The sequence below is a fragment of the Magnetospirillum sp. genome (assembly GCA_027532905.1).
GTDB lineage: Bacteria > Pseudomonadota > Alphaproteobacteria > CACIAM-22H2 > CACIAM-22H2 > Tagaea.
In genome coordinates this window covers 1,376,254-1,399,205 of the sequence record JAPZUA010000001.1, presented here as the reverse complement: position 1 = coordinate 1,399,205, position 22,952 = coordinate 1,376,254, and the positions used below count along the sequence as shown (strand labels likewise).

Genomic DNA, 22,952 nt, shown 5'->3' with positions numbered 1-22,952 from the left:
GTCCGGCTACCGGTCGTCGCGGGCGAGTTGTTTGTGTTCCATCGCACCGTAGGCTTTGCCGTAATGCGCTTCGATGCGGCGCTGCACGTAGTCCCAGCACGTGGTCATCGCGAGATAGATGATCGCCACGACCATGAAGATTTCGAGCACTTCGAAGCGCTGCTGCATCAGGATCTGGCCGCGGCGCAAGAGCTCTTCCATCGAAATGACCGAGGCGATTGAGGTCGCTTTCAGAAGGCCGTTCACCGAATTGCCGAGCGGCGGGATGATCACGCGCAAGGCTTGCGGAAACACGACGAGGCGGAAAATCTGGTGCGGGCGAAGCCCGAGCGAGCGGGCGGCTTCCGTCTGGCCCTTGGCGACCGACAGAATACCGCCGCGCAGAATTTCGGAGAGATACGCTGCTTCGTTCAGCGCCAAGCCGATCAAAGCCGATTGCAGCACGCTCAAGCGCACGAGGCCCAATTGCGGCAGGCCCGTATAGATAATGATGAGTTGCACCAGAAGCGGCGTGCCGCGAAACACCCAAATATAGGTCTGTGCGGCACGGTCGAGGTATTTCGAATTGGACATGCGCATGGCGGCCAACGCCAAGCCCAGCAGAAATCCGAAAAGCAGCGTGTTGGCGGTCAAAGCGACCGTCCACAGCGCGCCTTCGAGCAGATAGGGGTTGAGGAAGTAGCTCCAAAACCCGTCCCAGTTCCAAACCTTCATCGCATATCTTCCTGGGACGTGCCCTCTTGGAGCGGAGCGGGCGGATGCGGCCTTTGCCGCATCCGCCCGCCGCCGATGGCTTTTAGGCCGGGCCGGGGCCGTTGATCGCGAAGGTCGGCTCGGAAATTTTGAGCACGCCGTATTTGTCGAACAGCTGGTCGTAGAAGCCGTCGCGCTTGGTGTCGTTGAGCGCACCCACCACGGCTTCGGCCAGCGCCTTGTTGGCAAAGGCGAAGGTCGCGGTCTGCGGGAACACGCCGCTGATCGCGCGCGTGAAGTCGCCGCGCTGCTGCATGAACATCGCCGTCGCGTCGATGCTCGTGGCGGCGTCGGCTTGGCCGGCGCGCAGCGCTTGGAAGGCTTCGGCGAAATTGTTGAAGGTGCGCACTTCGACCGGGCGAAGGCCTTCCTTGACCAGAATTTCGCTGACTTCGCGCGTGCGGCGCTCTTCAATGCCGCCGAGTTCGACCGACACGCGCCGGCCAGCGAGGTCCTGGATCTTCGAAATGCCGAGCGGGTTGCCGCGAGCGGCAAGGAAGCTCACCGCCGCCTGTTCGTAGGGTACCATGTACATAAGCCGCGAGCGTTCTTCGGTCCAGAAGATGCCGGTGTTGATCATGTCCCAGCGCTTGGCCGCGAGGCCCGGCACCATCGCCGAGAATTCGATGCGGATATATTCGGGCGTGAGGCCGAGGCGCTTGGCCACTTCGTTGCCGAGTTCGACGCGCATGCCCTGCAGCTGGCCGCGATCGTCGACGAATTGCAGCGGCGGCAGGGTCGGGTTGATCGACATGACCAGCGTGCCGGCCTTGATGATGTTGGGCGGGGCGATGCGCGCTTGGGCGCGTACGCGCTTGGGCAGGGCGGCAGCCGCTGCACCGGCGGCAAGGCCGGTCGCGATAAGCGTGCGCCGGTCGAGCCGGATGGCTTGGGCTTTGGATTTGTCGGTCATGTCGTGTCTCCCCTGGGGTCTGGAATCGCGTGGCTAATTGTATGCAAATCGGGCGCCAAATCCAGCGCCGGAGCGCCTCAACCGGGGGCAACGAGCCCCAAGGCGGCGAGGTCTTTGCGCAGCAAGGCCGCATCGACGGCCGGCAGCGGCAGGCGCGGCGGGCGCGGCGGGCCTACCGGGCGGCCCATCATGCCGAAAGCGGCTTTGGTTGCACCCACATAACGCTGGCCGCCGACCCAACGCACGATCGGCAGGATGCGCTTGTAGAGCGCCAAGGCCGCCGGCTGGTCGCGTTTGTCGGCGACAAGCTCGAACAGCCGGGCCGAATCGCGGGGGAGCAGGTTCGAGCACACGGCGACCCAGCCTTCGGCACCCAACCAGAAGGATTCGTAGCCGAGGATGCCCGCAAACACCGTCATGCGGTCACCGCACAGGTCGATAATGTCGCGCACGCGCGTGACCTCGAGCGTGGATTCCTTGATATAGCGCACATTGTCGATGGCGCTGAGGCGCTTCACCGTTTCGGGGCGCATATCCACGTTCGCGGTGGCGGGGTTGTTGTAGATCATGATCGGCAGGCCGATCGCCGCACCGATGCTTTTGTAGTGCGCGAACAGCTCGTCTTCGGTCGGCGTCGAATAGAAAGGCGGGATCACCATCACGCCATCGGCGCCCAGCTTTTCGGCGCGTTTGGCAAGTCGCACGGCCTCGCGCGTATCTTCGGCACCCGTGCCGATCAGCACGGGCACGCGGCCGCGCGCGGCCTTGATCGTTGTTTCGGCGACGGCAGCCGCCTCGTCGTCGCTGAGCGATAGAAATTCGCCGGTCGAGCCCAGCGGAATGAGCCCGTGGATGCCTTCGGCGATCTGCCAATCGACGAGATCGGCCATCGCCTTGAGATCGACCTTTTCGCCGCTTTCGTCGAAAGGCGTGATGAGAACGGTGTAGGTGCCGCGGAACTGTTTCGCCATGCTTGTATCCGATTGTATGATGTTGCGGGCGATATTGCGCGCGGGCGGCGGTTTTGTGCAAGGGTGCGTTTCGGGGCGGGGCGGGATGGCGAATGTAACCACGGTACTGGGGCCCAAATCGGCCGATGCGTTGGGCCTCGTCCTGCCGCACGAGCACGTGCTGTGCGATCTCACACCGCTCGACCTGCGCGATCCCGCGATCGCCGACACGCCGATCACGCTCGCCAATGCCCATGCGGTCGCCTATCGCCCGAACGACCACAAGGGCAACCATCGCCTCACGCAGCGCGATATTGCCGCGATCGAGCTTGCGGCCTTCGCCAAGGCCGGCGGCGGCACCATTTTCGAGCTGTCGACGATCGGCATCGCGCCCGACCCCGTCGGTTTGCGCGATCTTTCGGCTGCCACGGGTGTCGCCATCGTCGCGGGTGCGGGGTTCTACACGGCCCCGTTCGTCGCCCCTGAATTCCGCGCCCACGATGTCGGGTTTCTCGCCGATTTCATCGAGAGCCAGATCCGCGTGGGCTGTGCGGGCAGCGACGTCAAAGCGGGCCTCATCGGCGAGGTGGGCTGCAGCTGGCCGTTGGTGGATTTCGAGCGCCGGTCGCTTGCGGCAAGTGCCATCGCGCATCGGCGCACGGGTGTGTCGATCAATGTGCATCCCGGCCGCCATAGCCAAGCGCCGCATCAGATTCTGGACATTCTCGAGGCCAACGGCGCCGATCCGGCTTGCGTTGCGATCAGCCACATCGACCGCACCTATTTCGACTATCCGGCGATGGCCGAGCTTGCCAAGCGCGGCTGCTGGCTCGAATTCGACTTCTTCGGCATCGAGACGTCGAATTACTGGATGGGCATCGCCGATTTGCCGACCGATTGGATGCGGCTGCGCTATATCCGTCAGGCGATCAGCGACGGCTGGGGCGACCGGCTGCTGCTCTCGCACGACATTTGCACGCGTTCGCGCTTGGCGGCCTATGGCGGGCACGGCTACGCGCATCTGCCCGCCAACGTGCCGGGCCTGATGCGCGACCGCGGCTTCTCGGCGGCCGAGATCGCGATGCTGATGTGCGACAATCCGCGCCGCTTCGTTTGCGGCGTTTGAAGGCGAGGGGAAGAATTTATGGCGAGCGAACCCATTCTCTATTGCGACGGTTCTTACGTGCCCGAAAGCCAGGCGCGGCTGTCGGCGTTCGATCTGGGCGTGCAGTTCGGCGACGGCGTGTACGAGGTCGTCTCGGCGTGGAAGGGCCTCGTGTTCCGCCTCGATCTGCATGTCGCTCGCCTCGTCGACACGCTGCACGCCGCGCGCATCGATACCGGCATCGATGCGGCTGGCTGGTCGCATATCGTGTGCGAAACCGCGCGCCGCAACGGGCTTGCCGATGCCGCGATCAAAATCATCGTCACGCGCGGCATGCTCGCTCCCGGCAATTCCGATCCGCGCGCGGCCAAACCCTCGGTGCGCGCTTTTGCCACACCTTATGCGCATCTCGGCACGGCACAGCAGCGCGAAACCGGGATTCGCCTGCAGATCGGCCATCAGCGCGGCATGGCGCCCGACACGCTTGATCCACGCTACAAGCACACCGCACGCCTGCAGTACCAGCTCGCCAAAATCGAAGCGCTCGATTCCGGCTACGACGACGTCGTGTGGCTGTCGGCGCAGGGTTTTGTCGAGGAAGCGCCGCGCTCGAACATCTTTCTCGTCAAAGACGGCGTGCTACGCAGCCCCGCTTTGGGCGTGCTGCACGGCATCACGCGACGCACCTTCTTCGAGCTTGCCGCCGAGCTTGGCTTGCCGGTCGCCGAATCGGCGGTGACGGCGTTCGATCTGTTTGTGGCCGATGAGGTATTCACTTGCTCGACCTCGGGGGCCGCTTTGGGCGTGCGCGAGGTTGCGGGCCGCGCCATTCGCGGCGGTGCGCCGGGACCGGTGACGCGCGCCCTCAACGAAATCTATTGGCGCAAGCGCGAGGCCGGCTGGCACGGGACGAAGCTTTGACGCAGCGTCTTTCCGCCGCCCGCATCGGCGCGCCCATTGCGTTTCGCTTCGACGGCCAAACCGTGCCGGCCGTGGCGGGCGAAACGCTGGCCGCTGCCCTCACGGCCGCCGGCTTGCGAACGCTGCGCCATGCGCGTTCGGGTGCGCCACGCGGCGTGTGGTGCGGCATGGGGGCGTGCTTCGAATGCGTCGTCGCGGTCGACGGCAAACCCGAACAGCGCGCCTGTCTCGTCAAAGCCGAAGACGGCATGGATGTGCGCTCGGCCGCCTCGGCCGATCCGTCTGCGCTAGCACCGCCGCCTGCGGCACAGCCGGAGCGCCGCGCCGTGGACGTGCTCGTGGTCGGTGCGGGTGCGGCCGGGCTCAATGCCGCCCTTGTCGCCGCACGAGCGGGCTTGAAGGTCGTCATCCTCGATGAACGGCCGCAGCCTGGCGGCCAATATTTCAAACCGCTCGCCCCCGCCTACGAAGCCGCTTCGCCCGACAAACAATTCCGTAGCGGCTCTGCGTTGGTCGCGGCTGCGCGCGACGCAGGCGTGGAGATCTTCAGCGACGCGCATGTGTGGAGCGCTTTTGCGCTGGACGAAATCGGCGCGCTCGTGGATGGCCGCGCGGTGCTGTTTGCGGCCAAGCATCTGGTGCTTGCGGCCGGCGCTTACGAGCGCCCGGTGCCGATGCCAGGCTGGACCTTGCCCGGCGTGATGACGACGGGGGCCGCACAGACTTTGGCGCGCAGCTATCGCGTGGCGGCGGGGGCGGCCACCATCGTGGCCGGCAACGGGCCGCTCAATCTGCAAACAGCGGTCGAGCTTGTGCGCGGCGGCGCCAAGATCGTTGCTGTCGTCGAGACAGCCCCGCGCCCTGGCTTTTCGGCATTGCGTGATGCGATGCGCTTGGCGCTGGCCGCCCCCGATCTTGCTTTCGACGGGATCGCGATGCTGCGCACGCTCGCGGCCGCCAACGTGCCGATCCTGTGGGAACGGCGCATCGTCGCTGCCGAAGCAGGGCCGGACGGCACATTTGCGGCAGCACATCTCGACGACGGCACAAGGCTCGAAGGCGATGCACTGGCGCTCGGCTACGGCTTCGTCCCGTCGAGCGAATTGGCGCGCCAATTGGGCGTGGCCCATCGTTTCGTCGATCGACATGTCGGCTATCTTGCCGCCGACGCAGCCGCCGACGGCAGCTGCAACGTGCCGGGCGTTTACGTCGTGGGCGACGGCGCCGATATTGGCGGTGCACGCATTGCCACGGCGCGCGGCCAATTGGCGGGGGCCGCCATCGTGGGCCGCACGCCAGCGGCCGAAACGCTGCGCGCCCTTGCCGCCGCGCGCACTTTCCAAGATGCGCTTTGGCGCCTCTACCCGCAGCCCGCTTTCGATGCGCAGGCACTTGCCGACACAACGATCGTGTGCCGCTGCGAGGAAGTAACCGCAGGCCGCGTGCGCGCGTGTTTGGACGAAGGGGCTTCGTCGCTGGGCGCGATCAAGCGCATGACGCGTGCGGGCATGGGCCGCTGCCAGGGCCGCAATTGCGCGGCCACGCTTGCGCGCCTCGTGCAGGCGAAAACAGGCGTTGCCCCCGGCATGTACGATTTTTTCGCACCCCGCGTTCCGGCCAAACCTGTCCCCGTCGCTTCCCTTGCCTTCGAGCAAGGCGAATGGGGCGGGCACAAAGAGGTCGAAGCGCCGTTGCCGATCGCTGCGCGCACGCGCCTTGCGCATGCGGGCCCCAGCTTCGACCGCACGACCGACGTGCTTGTGGTCGGCGGCGGCATTCTGGGTGCTTCGTGCGCGCTTGCCCTTGCCGAGCACGGGGTCGAAACCTTGGTGGCCGAGCGCGACGCGCCCAATCTGCAGGCTTCGGGGGCCAATGCCGGCAGCCTGCATGTGCAGCTGCTGTCGTTCGATTTCGGCAGCAAAGCGCAAGCGGGCGGCGGGCCTGCCGCGCAGACGCTCGTGCTGGGCCCGGCCGCCATCGAACTTTGGCGCCAAATCGAACGCGATTCGGGTCTCGATCTCGAGATCCGCACGACGGGCGGTCTCATGGTCGCCGAAACAAAACGCGACATGGAATTCTTGGCGGCCAAAACCGCGCTCGAAAAATCCTATGGCGTCGATTGTTCGGTGATTGGCGCCAACGAGCTGCGCAACCTCGCACCCGCCTTATCCGATAAATTGATCGGTGCGGCCTATTGCCCGTCCGAGGGCAAGATCAATCCCGCGACCGCGACCTACGCGGTCGTGCAACTTGCCCAGCAGCGCGGGGCACGGTTCGAGACGGGCACGGAAATCCGCGCGATCGCGCGCGACGGCAGCGGCTTCCGCGTCACGGCCTCGAACGGCACGATCCGCTGCAAGCGCATCGTCAATGCGGCCGGCCCGTGGAGTGCCGCGATCGGGCGCATGCTCGGCGTGAACGTGCCCGTGAAGGGTGCCCCTTTGCAGATCGTGGTAACCAATCCGGGGCCGAAGATCGTCTCGCAACTCGTTGCACACGCCGATCGCCATCTCACGCTGAAACAGGCCGACACCGGCGGCTTCATCGTCGGCGGCGGCTGGACGGCAGCGTCCGATCCCGCCACCGGCTTGCCGCGCGTGCTGCGTGCGTCGATGGAAGGCAATTTGTGGGTTGCGCGCCGCGTGGTGCCAGCCCTCGACGGCTACAATGTGCTGCGTGGCTGGGCGGCGATGAACGTCAATCTCGACGGTGCCCCGTTGGTCGGCGAAGTGCCGGGCGTGCCGGGCTTCTTCAACGCGGTCACCTCGAACGGCTACACGCTGGGGCCGATCGTGGGCAAGCTTGCGGCAGATCTGGCGGCAGGGCGCAAACCGGATTTCGACGTGGCGCCGTTTTCGATCGAACGCTTCGGCTAGCCCGCGCTTCGATTAAAAAGCAACGCGCGCCACGCGGCGGCGCAGCACGCGCATGAGGCTGTAGGTCGTGTAGTCGGCTGGATCGCCGCCGGGCGGGACCGCGCGCCCGCCGATCTGCAAACTTGCCGTACCGGGATCGGCCACGATTTCGAGCGTATGCGTCGTGGCCGTCGCGGCTGGATCGGCGACGAGTTCGACGCGCGTGCGGTCGAGCCCGAGCCCGGCGAGTGCCACGCCAACCGAGACGTTGAGATTGTTCGGGAACTTCGCGGCGATTTCGCGCACGCTGCCGGCCAGGAACACGCTGCGCGCGGCGATGGCGTCGAGATCGACGAGCGTTGCGGCCGGCGACACCCGCCATGCCGCCACCGATTTCGATTGCCGATAGACCACACTTGTAAGGCCCGCTTCGCGCGCGGCCGCCAGCAGATCGAGCGTGCCGATGGCCCCCGGCGGAATCTCGAGCCGCCCGGGGCCGTGTGCGGCGGCTTGCGTCAATGAAGCTTCGACCGCCGGATCGCAAAAAGCCGTGAGCGACAGCGGCACGAGATCGATGCCGGCTGCAAGCAGTTTTGGCCCGAGATCGGCCAGCGTTTCGCGCGAAGCGCACTCGACGACGATGTCGGGCTTGCGCGCCAGAAACGTATCCCAATCGGCGCACACAAGATCGCGCGGCACCTCGCCTGCGTCGCGTCGCGCCAGGATTGCGGCAACGCGCAAGCCGTCGCCCGCGCCTGCGAGCAAGCGCACAAGCCGCGTGCCGATGCGGCCGAGCCCCAAGATGCCGACCGTGACGGCCCCACCGCTCATGCTGCGGTCGGCATGCGCAGCCGGATTTCTGCCCCGTGGTCGGCGGCGTTGGCGATTTCGACTGCACCGCCCATCAATTCGGCCAAGCGCCGCGCGATCGAAAGGCCGAGGCCCGAGCCGGCGATCGCCTGGGTACGCGTCTGCTGTGTGCGGAAAAAGACCTGGCCCACGCGCGCCAATTCGTCGTTCGCAAAACCGCGCCCCTCGTCGACGACGGTGATTTCGTAGAACCGTTTTGCGAGCGCCGTATGGCCGGCGATGCGCACATGCGAGCCGGGCGGGGAAAACTTGATCGCGTTCGACATGACATTGACCAGAATCTGGCGCACCGCGCGCGCATCGCCCGCGATGTTACCCGTTTCGAGATCGACCGCAAAGTCGATCCGGCGCGCTTGCGCGAGCGGGCGGATGATCTTGAGCGCGTCGCCGATGCAGGCCGCAACGTCGATCGCCCCCACTTCGAGCGGCCGATGGCCCGAATCGATCGCCGAGAAATCGATGATGTCGTCGATGAGGGCGAGAAGATGCGCCCCCGACATTTCGATGTCGCGCGCATATTCGCCGTAGCGCGCGTTGCCGATGGGGCCCAGCACTTGGCCCGAAATCATCTGCGAGAAACCGATCACGGCGTTTAGCGGCGTGCGCAGCTCGTGGTTCATGTTGGCGATGAAAGCGCCGCGCGCGTCGGCGGCACTGCGCGCCTGCGCTTCGGCCGTGCGCAGATCGGCGTTCGACTTGCGCAAGGCGAGCGTGGCGTCGAGCGAGCGCCACGCGAACGCGAACGCAGCAACAAGGGCCGCTGCCGCGACTGCGATCAGCGGCCAATAGCGTATGAGGGCCGCCCATGTGAGGCCGCGCTCTTCGATCGCGTAGGCGAGCACCAGCGGCATCGGCGCCAAGCCTTGGAAAACGATCGTGCGCGCGCGGCTGTCGGCGTGGGGTGCCGCGGCGAAGCTGCCCGACCGTGCGTACGGGTCGTGCGCCCAGATCGGCGCGTCGGGGATCATGCGGCCGCGCGATGCCGCGTCGTCCGGTGCCCGCACGAGAATCGTGCCGTCGGTGCGCCACAGCGCGAGAAAGTCGCTGGGGTCGGCCAGCAGCGCCGTATAGAGATTGTTGAAAATCTCGAGCGGCACGGCCACGGCGGCAACGCCCGCCATGCGGCCGTCGGCCGCCATAATCGGGCGCGAGACGTTGATGACCCAGCTGTTGTTTGGGCCGCCGAGGATCGGCGCGCCGATCGCGAGGTCGCTGCGCGCGTCGGCGAGCTTGGCGCGTGCGGGCAGGGCGCGCCCCGCGTCGGTCTGTGCGGCGAAGTAGTCGCGGTCCGCGACATTCGCGGCCGCACCGAGCCGCTTGCTGGTGCCGCCGGGGCCGTACAGATCGAGCTGCATGACCTGGGTGAGGCTGCCCACCGCCCCGCGTTCGATCTCCGCTAGTTCGGCCGCGTCGAGCATGTCGGGATTGCGGCCGTGCAGCGCCGTGAGCGCGTTTTGCAGGATCGTGTCGGCCAGTGCGAGCGTTTGTTCGGCATGGCTTGCCGCCGCGCGCAAGGTTCGCTCAACCTCGGCGATGCGAAAAGCAGCCTCCTGGTTGCGGATCCAATTCGCGGCAAACAGCATTGCAAGTGCAAAAACGGCGACGATCGCAAAAGGCCAAGCGGCGGAACGCATTCTGTATTGCTCGCATCCAACAGCCAAAGCGCCTGCAGGACCGCGGGCGTTGTTTGGTCATATAGTTCAGACAAATCTGAACCGAAATCATTAATGCCGCGTAAAGCCAGGTGCTGACCAGCGCTTTCGGCGCTGGCCCCTTTGCCGCTGGCCCTTTGCCGCTGGACCGGGTGCGGCGGTTCGGCTAAACGAAAAGCCTGGGCGTTTGCGGCAGGGCTGCGCCGATCCTCGTGGTGTTTTTCGCTTGGCTGATTATTCCGCGTCGTCCGCTCCCGCCGTTGCCGCCGCGCCGCCCGACCGCGCGCGGGCGCTGCACCGCCGTCCCGTCACCTATCTGCTGTTCGGCCTGGTCCTGTCGCTCGCATTGACGGCCCTTGCCTGGTTCGAGCGCCGCGCCGATGTCGAAACGCGCTTTGCGATCCAGACCGATCGGTTCATGGCGACACTGGCGAACCATCTGCTGGTTTACGAAACGGCCCTGTCCGGCGGAGCCGCACTGTTCGCGGCGTCGGACGAGGTCACGCGCGCCGAATGGGCGACCTACGTCGCCGCGACGCGCGTGCGCGAAACGCTGCCGGGCAATCAGGCATTCGGCTTTGCCCCCTTGGTGCTGGAGCCGGGCCGTGCGGCGCATCTGGCCGCCTTACGCGCCGAATTGGGGCGCGCCGAAGCCAGCGTCGACTACGAGATTAGGCCGCCGGGAATGCGTCAGGCCTACGTGCCGATCGCTTTCAACGAGCCCTATGTTGGCCGCAATCGCGGCGTGGTCGGGTTCGACATGTATTCCGAAGCCACGCGCCGCACGGCGATCGACGCGGCGATCGCGGCACGGCGACCGACAATGTCCGGCAAAGTCGTGCTTGCGGGCGAGCAGGGCGACGCGCGCCCGCCGGGTTTCGTGATCTACGCGCCGGTCTTCAAGGGCGAAGCCCGCCAGCCGCTGGGTTTCGTGTTTGCACCGTTCCGCATGCCGGATCTGATGGCGGGGATGCAGCGCAGCTGGGATTCGGGCCTCGCCTTCCGCATCTACGACGGTTCGGAAAAAACCGAAACCGCCTTGATGCATGCAGCTTGGCCGCAGAGCCTCGTTGCGCCGAGCAACGCGCGCGACGTTGCGTTCCAAGCGCTGGGACGCAGCTGGACCGTCGAATTCGGCGCAGGCGAAGCCTTCGAGCGCAACGACGAGATGTGGGCGCCGTGGCTGGTGCTGGCACTTGGGTTTTCGGCAAGCCTGCTCGTATTCGCCCAAGCGCGGGCACTCGCCAATATCCAGGCGAATGCCCAAGCGCTCGCTGCCGCCAAAAACGCGTCGGAAGCAGCCAATCTCGCCAAGTCCAATTTCGTGGCGACCGTGAGCCACGAAATCCGCACGCCGATGAACGGCATCATGGGCATCTCGGGGCTGCTGCTCGATACGCCTCTCGACGTCAATCAGCGCGAGCTCGCCGTCGCTATCCGCGATTCGAGCGAAAGCCTGCTGCTGATCGTCAACGACGTGCTCGATCTTTCGAAGCTCAATGCCGACCGGCTCGAGTTCGAGCAGATCGCCTTCGATCTGCGCCAGTGCGTGCGGGGTGCCCTCGAGATCGTGCGGCCGCGCGCCGACGCCAAGGGCCTTGCCCTCGATTACGAGACCGATCCGGAATTGCCGGACGCGGTTTCGGGCGATCCGGGCCGGCTGCGCCAGATCGCCCTCAATCTCGTGTCGAACGCCGTGAAGTTCACCGAAACCGGCTCGGTGCGCGTCGAGCTTGCGGTCGACCACGGGGCGGTCGCGGTTGCAGGCAGGGTGGCACTGTGCCTGGCGGTCAGCGACACGGGCATTGGCATCGCACCGGCGTATCTGCCGAATCTGTTCGAAGAGTTCGTTCAAGGCGATGCGTCGGTCGCGCGCCGTTTCGGCGGCACCGGGCTCGGGCTTGCGATCGTGCGGCGCTTGGCCGAGCGGATGGGCGGTACTGTGCAGGCCGCCAGCACGCTCGGGCGCGGCAGCCGTTTCGAGGTGCGCCTGTCGCTGCCCGTCGCCGCCAGCGCCACGCCCAAGCGCGAGAACGTGGCGCTGACCAGCGCCATCGCGCGCATCGAAGAAGCCGCCGAAGCGCTCGGCCGCCCGATCCGCCTGCTGCTAGCCGAAGACAACGCGACCAACCGTCTCGTCGCGATCGAAATGCTGAAGCCCTATCCCGTGCGCGTCGACGTGGCGGCCAACGGCCTCGAAGCGGTCGAGGCGGTGCGCACGGCACCCTACGATCTCGTGCTGATGGACGTGAACATGCCCGAGATGGACGGGCTCGACGCCACGCGCGCCATCCGCACGCTGCCGGGCGAAGCAGGCCGCGTGCCGATCGTGGCGGTGACGGCGGGTGCGTTCGACGACGACCGTGCGCGCTCGTTTGCGGTCGGCATGACCGGCTATCTCGCTAAGCCGTTCCGCAAGGCGGCGCTGCTCGACGAAATCGCCAACGCGTTGCTGCTCTAGGCCGTCGCGCTCGGCAGCAGGATCTCGCGCTCGTCGAACGCTTCGAGGCCCGGCATCAATGTGTCGGCCTGTTCGAGGAACAGCGAGCGTGCCACACCGCGCACGAGGCGCGGCAGCGCGAATTTATGGCCGCTGATCGAGGTACATTGCCCGCCATGGCTCGCCATGGCCGCGTAGCTGAAACAGAACAGATGTTTGAGATAGGGGGCCGATCCCGGCCGCCGTTCGAGGAATTCGAAATCGGGGCCGAGATAGGGCGATGCGCCCAGTCCCGCATGTGCCAACGCGGGCGGCGGCATGTAGCGGTCGGCCCACAGGGCGATGTGTTCGCGCACAAGATCGAGTTCGGGCCGGCGCGCAAGGTCGGTCGCAAGGCCGGTGGCGCAGATCAGGAAATCGGCGACCAGCGGCCCCTTCGGCGTGTCGATGCGGATCGCGTCGCCGTCCACAGCAATGCGAAGCCAATCGCGGCCCGGATGCGCTTCGAAGTTTGGATACGAAGTGGCGGCGGCAACGCCGTTCGCCGTCGGCGGCTGGTCCATGCGGCGGAAGGTAACGCCGAGCTGCCAGCGCAGCGCGTCCGGCAGATCGTAGAAATGGTCGAGAAAGCCCGCCTGTTCGGCCCAGCGATGCGGATTGATCTCGGGCAGTTTGGCACGTCGGAAACAGAGATCGACGCGCGTCGCACCGTTGGCCAACGCCCACGCCGCATTGTCGAAGGCCGACGCACCGTGGCCGAGCACGGCCACGCGCTTGCCCGCGACCTGGCCTGTCGCGAGCGGGCCGTTCGAATGCGCATAGGCATGCGGCGGCACGTTGTTTTTGATGTGGGCGGGCACGTCCCAGCCGCCGCTGCCCTCGAAGCCGGTGGCCAGCGCCACGCGGCGCGCATGGAGCGTGCTGGGCCCCTCGGGCCCTTGCAGCGCCAAGGCAAAGCCGCCCGCGATCGGGCGGATCGCTTCGACGTTCGTTCGATGGCGAATTTTGGCGCACGTCGCGGCCGCGTACCAATCGAGATAGGCCGCCCAATGCACGCGCGCGATGCGGCCGAGTGCCTCCCACGCGGCTGTGCCGAACTGCACCTCGTACCAGCGCCGGAAGCCCAAATTCGGCAGTCCGAATTCGAGGCCGACAAGGTCTTTGGGCGTGCGCAACGTTTCCATGCGCGCATAGGTCTGCCAGGGCCCGGCCTCGCCGGGCGCTGCCGCACTCAAGCACAGCGTGTCCGGCACGCCTGCGCGTTGCAGGCCGAAGGCAAGGCCCAATGCCGATTGCCCGCCGCCGACAATTGCGACGTCGCACCATTCTTCGCCCGCAGGCGAACGGCGCTCGACCCAGCTGCGTGCGGGATAGGCGAGGGCCGCGATTTCGGCCTGCGCTTGGGCGGCCAATGCTTGCAGCGCCGGGCTTGCGAGGTCGATCGGGGGATAGCCGCTTTGTTCGTAGCGCATCGTTCTCTTGCCAAGGGGAAAAGGGCAGCCAATGATGTGCAATTCCTACGCCGGAGCAAGTGCGCAATGACCCCGACCCAAACCGCCGAACTTGTCGATCTCGTGCCGCAACCGATCGCCGCATCGGCATTCGCCCCCTACGGCCAGCTCATCGCGGCGACCGAAGACGGCGCTTTGTTCGGGCCGCAGGATGCCGAGCTTGTGTTGTCGGCCGGCACGCCGCGCTTCTACATCATGGCGCTCGCCCGGCGCGAGCCGACGATTCGCGGCATTACGTGCCATGTGCGCGTCACGCAATGTCTGGCGAGCGTGGGCGGCGTGCCGTGGTATCTGCTGGTGGCCCCGCCCGGCGACGTGCCGGACCCCAAGCGGCTTGCCGCGTTCGCGATTCCGGGCAATGTCGCGATCAAGCTGCATGTCGGCACGTGGCATGCGGGGCCATATTTCGCGCCGCCCAAATGCGACTTCTTCAATCTCGAACTGTCCGACACCAACGAGACCGACCACCGCACGCTGCCGCTCGACCGCGCGTACCGGCTGGTATTCCCGTCCGCTACGGCATGATCTCGCCGCCATTCGGGTGCAGGAGCTGGCCGCAGAAATAGCGGCTCTCGTCGCTGGCCAGAAACACGAAAGCGGGCGTCATGTCGCCGGGCGTGCCGAGGCGCTTCAGCGGCAAGCTTCGCGCGTGCGCACGTTTGGCCGCAGTCGACAGCGGATCGAAGCCCGTATCGACGAGGCCCGGCGCCACGCCGTTCACAAGGATGCCTGCGGGTGCCAGTTCTTTGGCAAGGGCCCGCGTGAAGCCGATGAGCCCGGCTTTGGCGGTGCTGTAGGCGAGATATTCTGCGCGCCCGATATAGCCGAGCTGCGAGCACACATTGACGATGCGTCCCTGCTTTTGCCGACGCATCAAGACAGCGGCGGCGCGCGAACACAGGAAGGCGCCGCGCAGATGCACGGCGAGCATACGCTCCCAATCGGCCAGGGTCGTCTTCTCGAGCTTCTGCGATTTCTGGATGCCGGCATTGTTCACGAGGATGTCGAGCCTGCCGAAGCGTTTGCGGTGGGAAGCAAACAAAGCCGCCACGCTCGCCTCGCTGGTCACGTCGGCGCGTACGGCGATCGCTTGGCGGCCCAACGCCACGATCGCGGCAACGGTTGCTTCGGCTTCCTTCGGGTCCGCGTGCCAAGCCACGGTCACGTCGGCCCCTTCGGCGGCATAAGCCAGCGCTACGGCGCGGCCGATGCCCGTATTGCCGCCGGTGACCAGCGCTTTGCGACCGTCGAGTTTTCCTGCCTTCGCCATCACACGCTCCAAGTTCTGTAGAGTTCGAGATCGCTTGCACTGTCGACTTCGCCCCACGGGCCGTCGACCGCGACGGTGTGGATTGCCGTCCCTTGCGCGAGCAGCGCTTTGAGCAGGCCCGTCATGTCGAGCCGGTCGGCGCTGGCGGCGGGCAAGGTCGAAAGATAGGCCGCCACGCTTGCCCAGCCGGCGGGGGCGAAACGCAGGAGGCCCATATACTGGCCTTCGATCTCGGCGACGTCTTTTGTTTTGCCGCCGATCTCGATCAGCTGCCCGTCCGCGCTGCGGCGGAAGGTTTCGGCATCGGCCAGCGGATCGGCAAAACGCTGCTGCCACAGCGCCAACCAAAGCGGGTCGTAAGCGATGGCCAGGGGTGCGTCGCACGCAGCGAGTTTGGCGGCGGCCGAAGCTGGATAAAAAATGTCGCTGTAGCTCACGAGGCAAATGTCGGCGCCAAGCCACGCAGCCGCACATTCGAGCGAGCGCACCATGTTGGTCGTCTGCCAATTGGTATTGGCGAAGCGCACGAGTCCTCCTTGCGCCAGCATGTGGCCCTGCCAGCCATGCACGATGCCGATCTCGGCACAGCCCGCTGCCGTGAGTGCGGCGATCTGGCGATCGAGCAGGCTGCGTCCGCCGATCTCGACGAGGCATTTGGGTTTGGCGTCGGTAAGGGCCCCCATGCGCGAGCCGCGCCCGGCCGCCAGGATCAAGCCTTTCATGGGCCTCCTCCGAAAAACGCTGCGATGGTTTGGATGTCCCGCGTCGCGAACGGCATCTCGCGCTCTGGGTGCCACATTTGGCCCGCGAGCGCTGCGTCGTCGGCGCGTGCCGCCTCGAGCGTGCCGTCCGGTGCGCGCGCGATTTCGGTCCAGCCCTTCGGCACATGCGCCGTGCCCCAATCGTGGAAGCTGTTCACGCTTGTGCCGTCGCTAAGCGCATGCCGTATTGCGACATGGCCTGCGATGCGCTCGAGCTTGGCGCCCGCGCGCTGGAGCAGAAACTGGAAGCCGCGGCACACGCCGTAGACGGGCCGCTTGTGCGCCAGCGCCCACGCGACGACGATCTCTTCGGCTGCGTCGCGTTCGGGCGCATCGCCGAGATCGTCGCCGCCGGTGAGCAAGACGCCCGCAGGTGCCAGCGCTTCGACAAACGCGGCGGCATTTTGCGGATGGTTCGGCAGGGCCACGCACAAGAACCCGGATGCTGCGAGAAATTCGCTCCAACGCTGGTCGAGCGCGTCGCGCCGTTCGCCGTGACGCGGATCGACGACCACGCGCTGGCTCACCAGCAACACCCTCATTGGATCGCCACGATGCGCCGATTGGCGCAGTCGAGATCGAGTGCGCGCGCCCGGCGATAGGTCTCGAACGCGCGCTCGCCCACGCCGATAGCGGCGGGCGTGCCGGTTTCGCCGGCACGGATTGCCATGTGCGAATTGGCCCCGCCATAGGCGGTCACGAAGCCCGCAATGCGGCGCGAGAACAGCCAGTCGAAACCCGGATCGGCATTGGCGACGACCACGATTTTGCCGGCAAGATCGCTGCCGGCGTCGGCCGCACTCACCGTTCCTTGCGCGCGGCTGCGGCCGACAAAATTGGGCTCGCTCGGCGGGAAGTGGAAGGCGCGCACATGCGCTTGCGTGTAGATGAGCGGCGGTAGCACCAGGCGCTGCGCGAGCTTCTGGCGCGCACGCCCCGCCGCCGCACTTTCGCGCAACGCCGAACCGATATCCGCACTGCCGACGTAAAGCTCGTAGATCGTGCGGATGTCGAGATGCGACGCATCGTCGAGATTGAGCCCGTGTGCTGCGGCGAGCTTGCCGATCTCGGCCAAGGCCAGCGACAAATTGCGCGAGAACAGAAACTTGGCGCGCTCGCGCCCGCGAATGCCGCCCGCCAGAAACGCGAACAGCCCGTCGACGTCGGTTTCGAGCCCGTGCTGTGCAAGCAATGCGGCGATCTTCGCGCGCATGGCTTCGTCGGGCGCAAAGGGTTTGTGCGGCGGCGGGGCGGGGCGGTTCGCCGCTTGCGCAAAATCGAAATAGAGGTCCGGCGCCTCGTCGTAGCGCGGCGACAGAATGTCGTAGGCACCGGGGCGCAGATGGCCGTAGGTCTCGAGGAACTGCCAGCGCGGCATCGCGGCCAGATCGCGGCCGATGCGCGTACCCACCGTGTCGACCGAGGCCATGAAGGCGGCAAGCCCGTCCTCGTCGAGCACGCCCACGGCCACGAGCGAGCGCAGAATCTGCATCGCGATGAAGCCTGCGCGGGCGAGCCCCGCAAACGGCAAAGTGCCGTAGCGCTTGCAGTCTTCGAGCAGCCAATAGATGCGCGCGACCGGATCGAGCTTGGCAAGGGCGAGCGCTTGGTAGCGCTTGTCGAGATCGACAAGCCGCGCTTCGTCCTGGTGCCACAGCCCGTCGGGCCGCAGGATGTTGTTGGTGAGCGTGCGCAGCGACTCAGCCAGTGCCGCGCGCTCGGATGCCGAAAAACCGCGCTCGTCGAGCCCTTCGAGGCGTTCGCGCAGCGTGAAATCGTAGCACGAGAAGACGATGTCGAACTCGACCTTGTCGTGGAGCACGGGGGCGGCAATGAGCCGACCTATATAGTGGGCGACCAAACGTTCGGCCAAAGCGGGCGAAACATCGCGCGGCACGAAGCTATTGAAGCTCAGCCGCACGTCGATATAGGGCAGGCCCTCGAAGGACACCATCAGCGGAAAGCTGCGCAGATTGCGGTAGCCGTAATTGTCGCGCTGGTAGGCCCAGATCGCGTCGGTCACGAGCTCGCGATAGAGCGACAGCGCAAGCGGGCGCGGCCTAAGGCCGATGATCTCGGCCGGGTTCCAGTCGGGCATCACCGCAAACACCGTGCGCGGCCCGAACAAAAACGGATGCGGCCGCAAGCCCGCAGCCACTTTCTCCGAAATGCGGTCCAAGGCCGCGTGCAGCGCCTCGTCGATCGCGGCCCCCGGCGGGCAGGCAAGGGCGCGCACTTGCAGGATTGCGACAGCGCCCGCCTGGTCGATCGCGAATTCGACGTCGAGGGCAGGCGAGCCGAACAAAGCTTCGAGCTCGTCGAGGCAGCGGTCGAGGCCTACGAATTCCGATGGGATCGCGTCGCCCGCTCCTGCGATATAGACAAGCGTTTGCAACTCGGCACGCTTGCCCGCCGTCACCGCCGCCGTATCGGCGCCGATATGGTAATTGACCGTGCGATAGGGCGCCCCCGTGGCCGGATCGCGCGTGAAGGCAACGCCGGAAAGACGCGGCGCCGCCAGCATCGGCTGCACGAGCACGCGGCTCGCCGCTTGCGTGGCCGCGTCGCCATAGGACGCGACGACCGCGTCGATCGCTGCGGCAAGCGCATCGGCGTCGGCCACATTCGCGATCGACAGAAAGCGTCCGGCTTGCGACGCACTGGCCGAATCTTCCCCCGCCGCACTCGAGCGCACGATCAGCGGAAAGGGGAGCTCGGCATCGTTGCCAAGTCGCGCCAGCACCGAAGCGCGCGCCGCCCGCCATTCGGCCACGGCAAAATGCTGCAGCGGCAACACATGCCCGTGCGCCAACTGCCCGCGCAAGGCGGCCAGCGTTTGCGCCTTGCCGGCAAGGTCGAGGCGGATTGCCGCCGCTTTCATGCGCGCCGACGGGCGGCCCAAGCGCGCGTCAGATACACGGCTTCGATCGTCTTGTGGCCTTCGATGCGCTTTTCGACCCAGCCGAGGAAATCGGCGAAGCCCGCCTCGCCCAATTTCGCGCGTACGTCGTTCACGCTGCGCCAAGCGCCCATGTAGATTTCGGGCGACAGATGGGCGACGTGCCGGCCTTCGAGATAGACGATGTCTTCGAACAGAGGATGCGACCACAGCTGCGCGGTCAGCGTCTGCGTGATGCCCGAGCGGCCCGACGACACGCGCGGCTTGCCGACCAAGCGGCGATCGAGTTCGGATTCGATGGCTGCCGTCAGCGCGTTGGCCTCGACGAGGCGCGGGTTCCAAAGCGCGCAGAAGCGCCCGCCGGGCCGCAGCACGCGCGCGAATTCGGCCGTGCCCTTGTCGAAATCGACCCAATGGAACGACGAGGCCATGGTCAGCAGATCCACGCTCTGTGCGTCGAGGCCCGTCGCTTCGCCCGAGCCGTTGCGCCACGCGATGGCGCCGTTTTCGCGATGCGTACTGCCTTTGCCGCGCATGTCGTCGTTGGGCTCGATCGCCGTCACGCTGCGCAAACCCGCCTGCGCCAGAATGCGCGACCAAATACCCGTCCCGGCCCCAACATCGGCCGCATCGCACTGGGCGGCCGGCCGGTCGAGCAGGCCGAGCAAGGCCTTCACCACGCCCGGCGCGTAGCCTTGGCGGTAGCGCGTATAGTCGGCCGCAAGCCCGGTGAAATCGCCCAGTTTGGTTTCGCCTGCCCTAGTTTCGCCTGCCATCGTCTTTTTCCGTTCGTATCGGGGACCAAAGGAAAAGCTAGTCGGGATCACGCCTGCCTGTCGAGCCATGCCAGGATCGCAGCGACGCAGGCGTCGGGCGCCGGGAGCGGTGCGGGTCCGAAAACGAGATCGGGCGCTTTGGGCGCTTCGAACGCGTCGTCGAATCCGGGCACGGCTGCTTCCGCACCTGCTTGTGCGCGCGCATAGATCCCTTTGGGATCGCGCCGCACGCGCTCGGCCAAGGCGACGTCGAGATAGATCTCGACATACGAAGCGTTGTTGGTGCGGTTCCACTCGCGCACCGCATCGAACATCGAGATGGTGGCGCACACCGCGTCGATGCCTTGGGCGGCCAACGCGTGTGCGAGCCGTGCATATACGAAGGCAAGTTCACGCCGCGCCGCGCGGTCGTATGCACCCACTTCGCGCCCTAAAATCGCGCGCAGCATATCGCCGTCGAGCAGTACAGCCGCCCGGCCGCGGTTGCGCAAAGCGGGGACGAGCAATTCGGCAAGCGTGGTCTTGCCGGCCCCCGACAGGCCGGTGATCCAGAATACCGTGCCGGATTTCGTGTCAGGGGAAAGCATAGCCGAGCCTTGCCGCTTCGCTGCCGAAGGTCGTTTTGGCCTTCGCCCAATCCGCGTCCGTCAATTGGCCCTTGCCGTAGTCGGACAGGCCCTTGCCGTGGTAGCGCCAGCCCGCTTCGTAGAGCGGCGCCAATTGCGGCACATAAAATCGACACGGCAGCTTGGCCGCGATCGTCGCCTCTTCGAGGGTGCGCGAATGGCCGATCGTGGCGGCTTCGACGGCGGCGGCGATCGTCGCATCGTCGGGTGCGAGCCCCAGAATGGACGCGATCTGGCGGCAGGCGGCGGTTTCGTCCTTGCGCACGTCTTCCAGGCGCAAGCGCAGATACGGCACCTTCGCCTGCTCGGCAAAATCGCGCCACAGCCGCGCATGCAAAGCCCACGTTCCGAAGCCGTAATTTGCGTAGAGTGCGAGCGTGCCGAGATCGAGAAATTCGTGCACAAGCGCGCGCGTGCGGGCATTGCGTTGCTCGGGCGACATCGACACATAGTCGCAGTGGAACGGCAGCGCATAAGACGCGGTCGAAAACGCAATATCGACCGGATGGCGCACGACCTGCACGATCGCCGCCGTCTCGTAGGTCGTCGACAAAAACGGCCCCGGCAGATGGTGCGTGAAGATCGGCTCGATCGCCCGCCCCATCGGATCGGGCGGCATGTTGTAGTCCACGAGCATCGGCGGCACGATCTCGTCCATATGCGCAAGCGAGCGGATCGGGCCTCCCTTGGCTTCGGCTGCCAGCAAGTGCGCTGCCATCATCTGCAGCTTGACCGTGCCCGACGACGGAAAGCCGGAGAACCACAGCACGCGGCGCCGCGCATTGGCGGGACGCGGCGCCGGTGTTTGCGGGGACGTCGCTTCGAGCCGCGCCAAAAACGCCTCGATCTCGGCCTGCATCGCGTCGGGCGCATAGTGGAACGGATTGTGGTTGAGACCGGCCAGGCGCCGACATGCGAAGCGTGCACCCAGGCGCAGGCGCAACGCCGCTTCGTCGGCATTGCCGAAGCAGCACGGGTTGCTCGCCGCATCGGCCTGTTCGATCGCGTCGTCGTCGCTTGCCGCACCGGTCACGACCGTGATCGGCAAAGATGGCGGCAGGTGCGCGAACAGATCGGCGTAGGAAACCGGCTGCGATTGGCCGCTCAGCACATTGTAGCCGAAACACGCCTGCGCCAGTGCGAGCCAGAAAGGCGGGCTCTCGGCATTGGCGTAGCGTTTGAACCAGCCCGCCACCTGCGCCATGCCGCGCGGACCCACCGGCGGATCGACCATCAAGACCGCGCGCACGTTTTGCTGAAGCATCGGTACGGCCGCCACCAGCACATTGGCGCCGATCGATTCGCCGATCAGCACGAGCGGCTGCGTGCGGCGCGCATTGAGATAGGTCGCAACGCGCTGCGCCATCGCTGCGACCGTCGGCGAAAAATCGCAGGCCGAGCGCCCGTGGCCCGGCAGATTGACGAGATAGACCTCGTAGCTGCGCGAGAGCGCCTCGGCGATTTTCTCGAAATGGGCGGCCGTGCCGAAAGCGCCGTGCGTGAATACGAGTGTGGCGACCGGGTTCGGGGTCTGCGCTTCTACGCGCACGGCCTGCAGATAGCCGTCGGCATGGTGCTGGCTTGCGTTGACGGTCGCCATGATGCGGCGGGACCCTTGTTTTTGCGAATCGGCTGGGCGACGCGGATTTAACCTCGAGTCTCGCGCGATTCGGGGCGGTCTTGCAGCAGGTTTTTGGGCCGGGCGGGCTTCGCGAAAAAACCGTTGCGCAAGCTTGCGTCTGCGACGACTCTTGCGCCGGTTTTTCGCAGGAGTTGCCGCGCAAATGTCCGCACCGCGACGTTTCCATCTGGCCGGGGTCATGGGTTGGCCGGTTCTGCATTCGCGCTCGCCGCTCTTGCACAACCATTGGCTTGCGCAAAGCGGGCTCGAGGGGCGCTACGTGCCGCTCGAGATTCCGGTCGCGGGCCTCGCAGCCGCGTTGCGCGCTTTGCCGGCCCTCGGCTTTGCTGGCTGCAATCTCACCATTCCGCACAAGATCGAAGCGGTGAAGCTGGTCGACCGGCTCGACGACACCGCGCGCCGCATCGGGGCCACCAACACGATCGTGGTCGAAAAAGACGGCAGCCTTTCGGGCACCAACACCGATGCGTGGGGTTTCGTTGCCAGCGTGGCCGAAGCCATTCCGACGTGGCGTGCCGCTGCGGGGCCTGCGACCGTGATCGGGGCGGGCGGGGGAGCGCGCGCGATCGTCGACGGTTTGCTGCAGCAGGGCTGCCGCGAAATCCGCGTGGTCAACCGCACGCAGGCGCGCGCCGAAGGCTTGCGCGCCGGTTTCGGTTCAGCCCTCGTATCCGTCGCGTGGGAAGACCGGCACGCAGCACTCGCCGATGCGGCGATGCTCGTCAACACCACGAGCCAAGGCATGAAGGGGCAAGACGCGCTCGATCTCGCCCTCGACCGCCTGCCGCGCGACGCCGTGGTGGCCGATATCGTCTACACGCCGCTTGCGACACCGCTGCTTGCGGCCGCCCGCGCGCGCGGCAACCCGGCCGTGGACGGACTCGGCATGCTGATGCACCAAGCCCGCCCGGCCTTCCAGGCGTGGTTCGGCATTTTGCCGGAGATCAGCCGCGAACTGCGCGCCACGCTCGAGGCGACGCTTTAGGCGATTGCGCGCGGCATGCGCGC

Annotated in this window: 19 protein-coding genes; 6 read left to right on the top strand and 13 right to left on the bottom strand. The window is 66.4% G+C overall.

Annotated features, from left to right (window positions below; genetic code table 11):
- Positions 1 to 6: 6 nt before the first annotated feature.
- From O9320_06795 to O9320_06785, 3 genes are all read right to left on the bottom strand, one after another.
- On the bottom strand, positions 7 to 714 hold the full coding sequence (locus O9320_06795; protein MCZ8310541.1) for an amino acid ABC transporter permease: 708 nt from the start codon (positions 712 to 714) through the stop codon (positions 7 to 9).
- Positions 715 to 796: 82 nt separating this feature from the next.
- Positions 797 to 1,666, bottom strand: a complete 870-nt coding sequence (locus O9320_06790) for an ABC transporter substrate-binding protein (GenBank protein ID MCZ8310540.1) — start codon at positions 1,664 to 1,666, stop codon at positions 797 to 799.
- A 77-nt stretch (positions 1,667 to 1,743) separates the two neighbouring features.
- The gene (locus tag O9320_06785; protein ID MCZ8310539.1) at positions 1,744 to 2,637 is read right to left on the bottom strand and encodes a dihydrodipicolinate synthase family protein; all 894 of its coding nucleotides are present in this window, start codon (positions 2,635 to 2,637) and stop codon (positions 1,744 to 1,746) included.
- A gap of 85 nt (positions 2,638 to 2,722) precedes the next feature.
- On the opposite strand from O9320_06785, the gene O9320_06780 reads away from it, so the two are divergent.
- From O9320_06780 to O9320_06770, 3 genes are read left to right on the top strand one after another with little or no spacing between them, the layout of a single operon-like run.
- A complete protein-coding gene (locus O9320_06780) occupies positions 2,723 to 3,742 on the top strand; it encodes a hypothetical protein (GenBank protein ID MCZ8310538.1) in 1,020 nt (339 codons plus the stop codon).
- A gap of 18 nt (positions 3,743 to 3,760) precedes the next feature.
- Complete coding sequence (locus tag O9320_06775) at positions 3,761 to 4,642, top strand: aminotransferase class IV (protein MCZ8310537.1); 882 nt, start codon at positions 3,761 to 3,763, stop codon at positions 4,640 to 4,642.
- The gene (locus O9320_06770) at positions 4,639 to 7,518 is read left to right on the top strand and encodes an FAD-dependent oxidoreductase (protein MCZ8310536.1); all 2,880 of its coding nucleotides are present in this window, start codon (positions 4,639 to 4,641) and stop codon (positions 7,516 to 7,518) included. Before O9320_06775 ends, O9320_06770 begins: the two co-directional genes overlap by 4 nt.
- A 12-nt stretch (positions 7,519 to 7,530) precedes the next feature.
- Here the strand turns inward: O9320_06770 and O9320_06765 are convergent, their stop codons facing one another.
- Both O9320_06765 and O9320_06760 read right to left on the bottom strand, forming a co-directional pair.
- Positions 7,531 to 8,328 carry an aspartate dehydrogenase gene (locus tag O9320_06765; GenBank protein ID MCZ8310535.1) on the bottom strand — a complete coding sequence of 266 codons (798 nt, stop codon included), beginning with the start codon at positions 8,326 to 8,328 and terminating at the stop codon, positions 7,531 to 7,533.
- A complete protein-coding gene (locus O9320_06760; protein ID MCZ8310534.1) occupies positions 8,325 to 10,001 on the bottom strand; it encodes an ATP-binding protein in 1,677 nt (558 codons plus the stop codon). Before O9320_06760 ends, O9320_06765 begins: the two co-directional genes overlap by 4 nt.
- A 244-nt stretch (positions 10,002 to 10,245) precedes the next feature.
- On the opposite strand from O9320_06760, the gene O9320_06755 reads away from it, so the two are divergent.
- Positions 10,246 to 12,480 carry a CHASE domain-containing protein gene (locus O9320_06755; GenBank protein ID MCZ8310533.1) on the top strand — a complete coding sequence of 745 codons (2,235 nt, stop codon included), beginning with the start codon at positions 10,246 to 10,248 and terminating at the stop codon, positions 12,478 to 12,480.
- On the opposite strand, the gene O9320_06750 is transcribed toward O9320_06755, so the two are convergent.
- Complete coding sequence (locus O9320_06750) at positions 12,477 to 13,931, bottom strand: NAD(P)/FAD-dependent oxidoreductase (protein MCZ8310532.1); 1,455 nt, start codon at positions 13,929 to 13,931, stop codon at positions 12,477 to 12,479. The genes O9320_06755 and O9320_06750 overlap by 4 nt on opposite strands.
- A 66-nt stretch (positions 13,932 to 13,997) precedes the next feature.
- On the opposite strand from O9320_06750, the gene O9320_06745 reads away from it, so the two are divergent.
- Positions 13,998 to 14,495 carry an ureidoglycolate lyase gene (locus tag O9320_06745; protein ID MCZ8310531.1) on the top strand — a complete coding sequence of 166 codons (498 nt, stop codon included), beginning with the start codon at positions 13,998 to 14,000 and terminating at the stop codon, positions 14,493 to 14,495.
- Here O9320_06745 and O9320_06740 read toward each other — a convergent pair.
- From O9320_06740 to O9320_06710, 7 genes are read right to left on the bottom strand one after another with little or no spacing between them, the layout of a single operon-like run.
- On the bottom strand, positions 14,485 to 15,240 hold the full coding sequence (locus tag O9320_06740) for a 3-oxoacyl-ACP reductase FabG (protein ID MCZ8310530.1): 756 nt from the start codon (positions 15,238 to 15,240) through the stop codon (positions 14,485 to 14,487). The genes O9320_06745 and O9320_06740 overlap by 11 nt on opposite strands.
- Positions 15,240 to 15,962, bottom strand: a complete 723-nt coding sequence (locus O9320_06735; protein MCZ8310529.1) for a phosphocholine cytidylyltransferase family protein — start codon at positions 15,960 to 15,962, stop codon at positions 15,240 to 15,242. The genes O9320_06740 and O9320_06735 overlap by 1 nt, the downstream gene beginning before the upstream one ends.
- Entirely contained in the window at positions 15,959 to 16,543 is a 585-nt protein-coding gene (locus O9320_06730) for a gamma-glutamyl-gamma-aminobutyrate hydrolase family protein (GenBank protein ID MCZ8310528.1), read from the bottom strand. The genes O9320_06735 and O9320_06730 overlap by 4 nt, the downstream gene beginning before the upstream one ends.
- Positions 16,540 to 18,882 (bottom strand): PEP-utilizing enzyme, encoded by a 2,343-nt coding sequence (locus O9320_06725; protein MCZ8310527.1) that lies wholly within the window; start codon positions 18,880 to 18,882, stop codon positions 16,540 to 16,542. The genes O9320_06730 and O9320_06725 overlap by 4 nt, the downstream gene beginning before the upstream one ends.
- On the bottom strand, positions 18,879 to 19,676 hold the full coding sequence (locus O9320_06720; GenBank protein MCZ8310526.1) for a class I SAM-dependent methyltransferase: 798 nt from the start codon (positions 19,674 to 19,676) through the stop codon (positions 18,879 to 18,881). Before O9320_06720 ends, O9320_06725 begins: the two co-directional genes overlap by 4 nt.
- 47 nt (positions 19,677 to 19,723) lie before the next feature.
- The gene (locus O9320_06715) at positions 19,724 to 20,263 is read right to left on the bottom strand and encodes an adenylyl-sulfate kinase (protein MCZ8310525.1); all 540 of its coding nucleotides are present in this window, start codon (positions 20,261 to 20,263) and stop codon (positions 19,724 to 19,726) included.
- A complete protein-coding gene (locus O9320_06710; GenBank protein ID MCZ8310524.1) occupies positions 20,250 to 21,902 on the bottom strand; it encodes an alpha/beta fold hydrolase in 1,653 nt (550 codons plus the stop codon). Before O9320_06710 ends, O9320_06715 begins: the two co-directional genes overlap by 14 nt.
- 184 nt (positions 21,903 to 22,086) lie before the next feature.
- On the opposite strand from O9320_06710, the gene O9320_06705 reads away from it, so the two are divergent.
- Positions 22,087 to 22,929 carry a shikimate dehydrogenase gene (locus O9320_06705; GenBank protein ID MCZ8310523.1) on the top strand — a complete coding sequence of 281 codons (843 nt, stop codon included), beginning with the start codon at positions 22,087 to 22,089 and terminating at the stop codon, positions 22,927 to 22,929.
- The last annotated feature ends 23 nt before the right edge of the window (positions 22,930 to 22,952 follow it).

What these genes read in the sequence shown, in the direction of transcription:
- O9320_06795 (MCZ8310541.1), bottom strand. Translation starts at nt 714, where the DNA reads ATGAAGGTTTGGAACTGGGACGGGTTTTGGAGCTACTTCCTCAACCCC.
- O9320_06790 (MCZ8310540.1), bottom strand. Translation starts at nt 1,666, where the DNA reads ATGACCGACAAATCCAAAGCCCAAGCCATCCGGCTCGACCGGCGCACG.
- O9320_06785 (MCZ8310539.1), bottom strand. Translation starts at nt 2,637, where the DNA reads ATGGCGAAACAGTTCCGCGGCACCTACACCGTTCTCATCACGCCTTTC.
- O9320_06780 (MCZ8310538.1), top strand. Translation starts at nt 2,723, where the DNA reads ATGGCGAATGTAACCACGGTACTGGGGCCCAAATCGGCCGATGCGTTG.
- O9320_06775 (MCZ8310537.1), top strand. Translation starts at nt 3,761, where the DNA reads ATGGCGAGCGAACCCATTCTCTATTGCGACGGTTCTTACGTGCCCGAA.
- O9320_06765 (MCZ8310535.1), bottom strand. Translation starts at nt 8,328, where the DNA reads ATGAGCGGTGGGGCCGTCACGGTCGGCATCTTGGGGCTCGGCCGCATC.
- O9320_06760 (MCZ8310534.1), bottom strand. Translation starts at nt 10,001, where the DNA reads ATGCGTTCCGCCGCTTGGCCTTTTGCGATCGTCGCCGTTTTTGCACTT.
- O9320_06750 (MCZ8310532.1), bottom strand. Translation starts at nt 13,931, where the DNA reads ATGCGCTACGAACAAAGCGGCTATCCCCCGATCGACCTCGCAAGCCCG.
- O9320_06745 (MCZ8310531.1), top strand. Translation starts at nt 13,998, where the DNA reads ATGACCCCGACCCAAACCGCCGAACTTGTCGATCTCGTGCCGCAACCG.
- O9320_06740 (MCZ8310530.1), bottom strand. Translation starts at nt 15,240, where the DNA reads ATGGCGAAGGCAGGAAAACTCGACGGTCGCAAAGCGCTGGTCACCGGC.
- O9320_06735 (MCZ8310529.1), bottom strand. Translation starts at nt 15,962, where the DNA reads ATGAAAGGCTTGATCCTGGCGGCCGGGCGCGGCTCGCGCATGGGGGCC.
- O9320_06730 (MCZ8310528.1), bottom strand. Translation starts at nt 16,543, where the DNA reads ATGAGGGTGTTGCTGGTGAGCCAGCGCGTGGTCGTCGATCCGCGTCAC.
- O9320_06725 (MCZ8310527.1), bottom strand. Translation starts at nt 18,882, where the DNA reads ATGAAAGCGGCGGCAATCCGCCTCGACCTTGCCGGCAAGGCGCAAACG.
- O9320_06720 (MCZ8310526.1), bottom strand. Translation starts at nt 19,676, where the DNA reads ATGGCAGGCGAAACTAGGGCAGGCGAAACCAAACTGGGCGATTTCACC.
- O9320_06715 (MCZ8310525.1), bottom strand. Translation starts at nt 20,263, where the DNA reads ATGCTTTCCCCTGACACGAAATCCGGCACGGTATTCTGGATCACCGGC.
- O9320_06710 (MCZ8310524.1), bottom strand. Translation starts at nt 21,902, where the DNA reads ATGGCGACCGTCAACGCAAGCCAGCACCATGCCGACGGCTATCTGCAG.
- O9320_06705 (MCZ8310523.1), top strand. Translation starts at nt 22,087, where the DNA reads ATGTCCGCACCGCGACGTTTCCATCTGGCCGGGGTCATGGGTTGGCCG.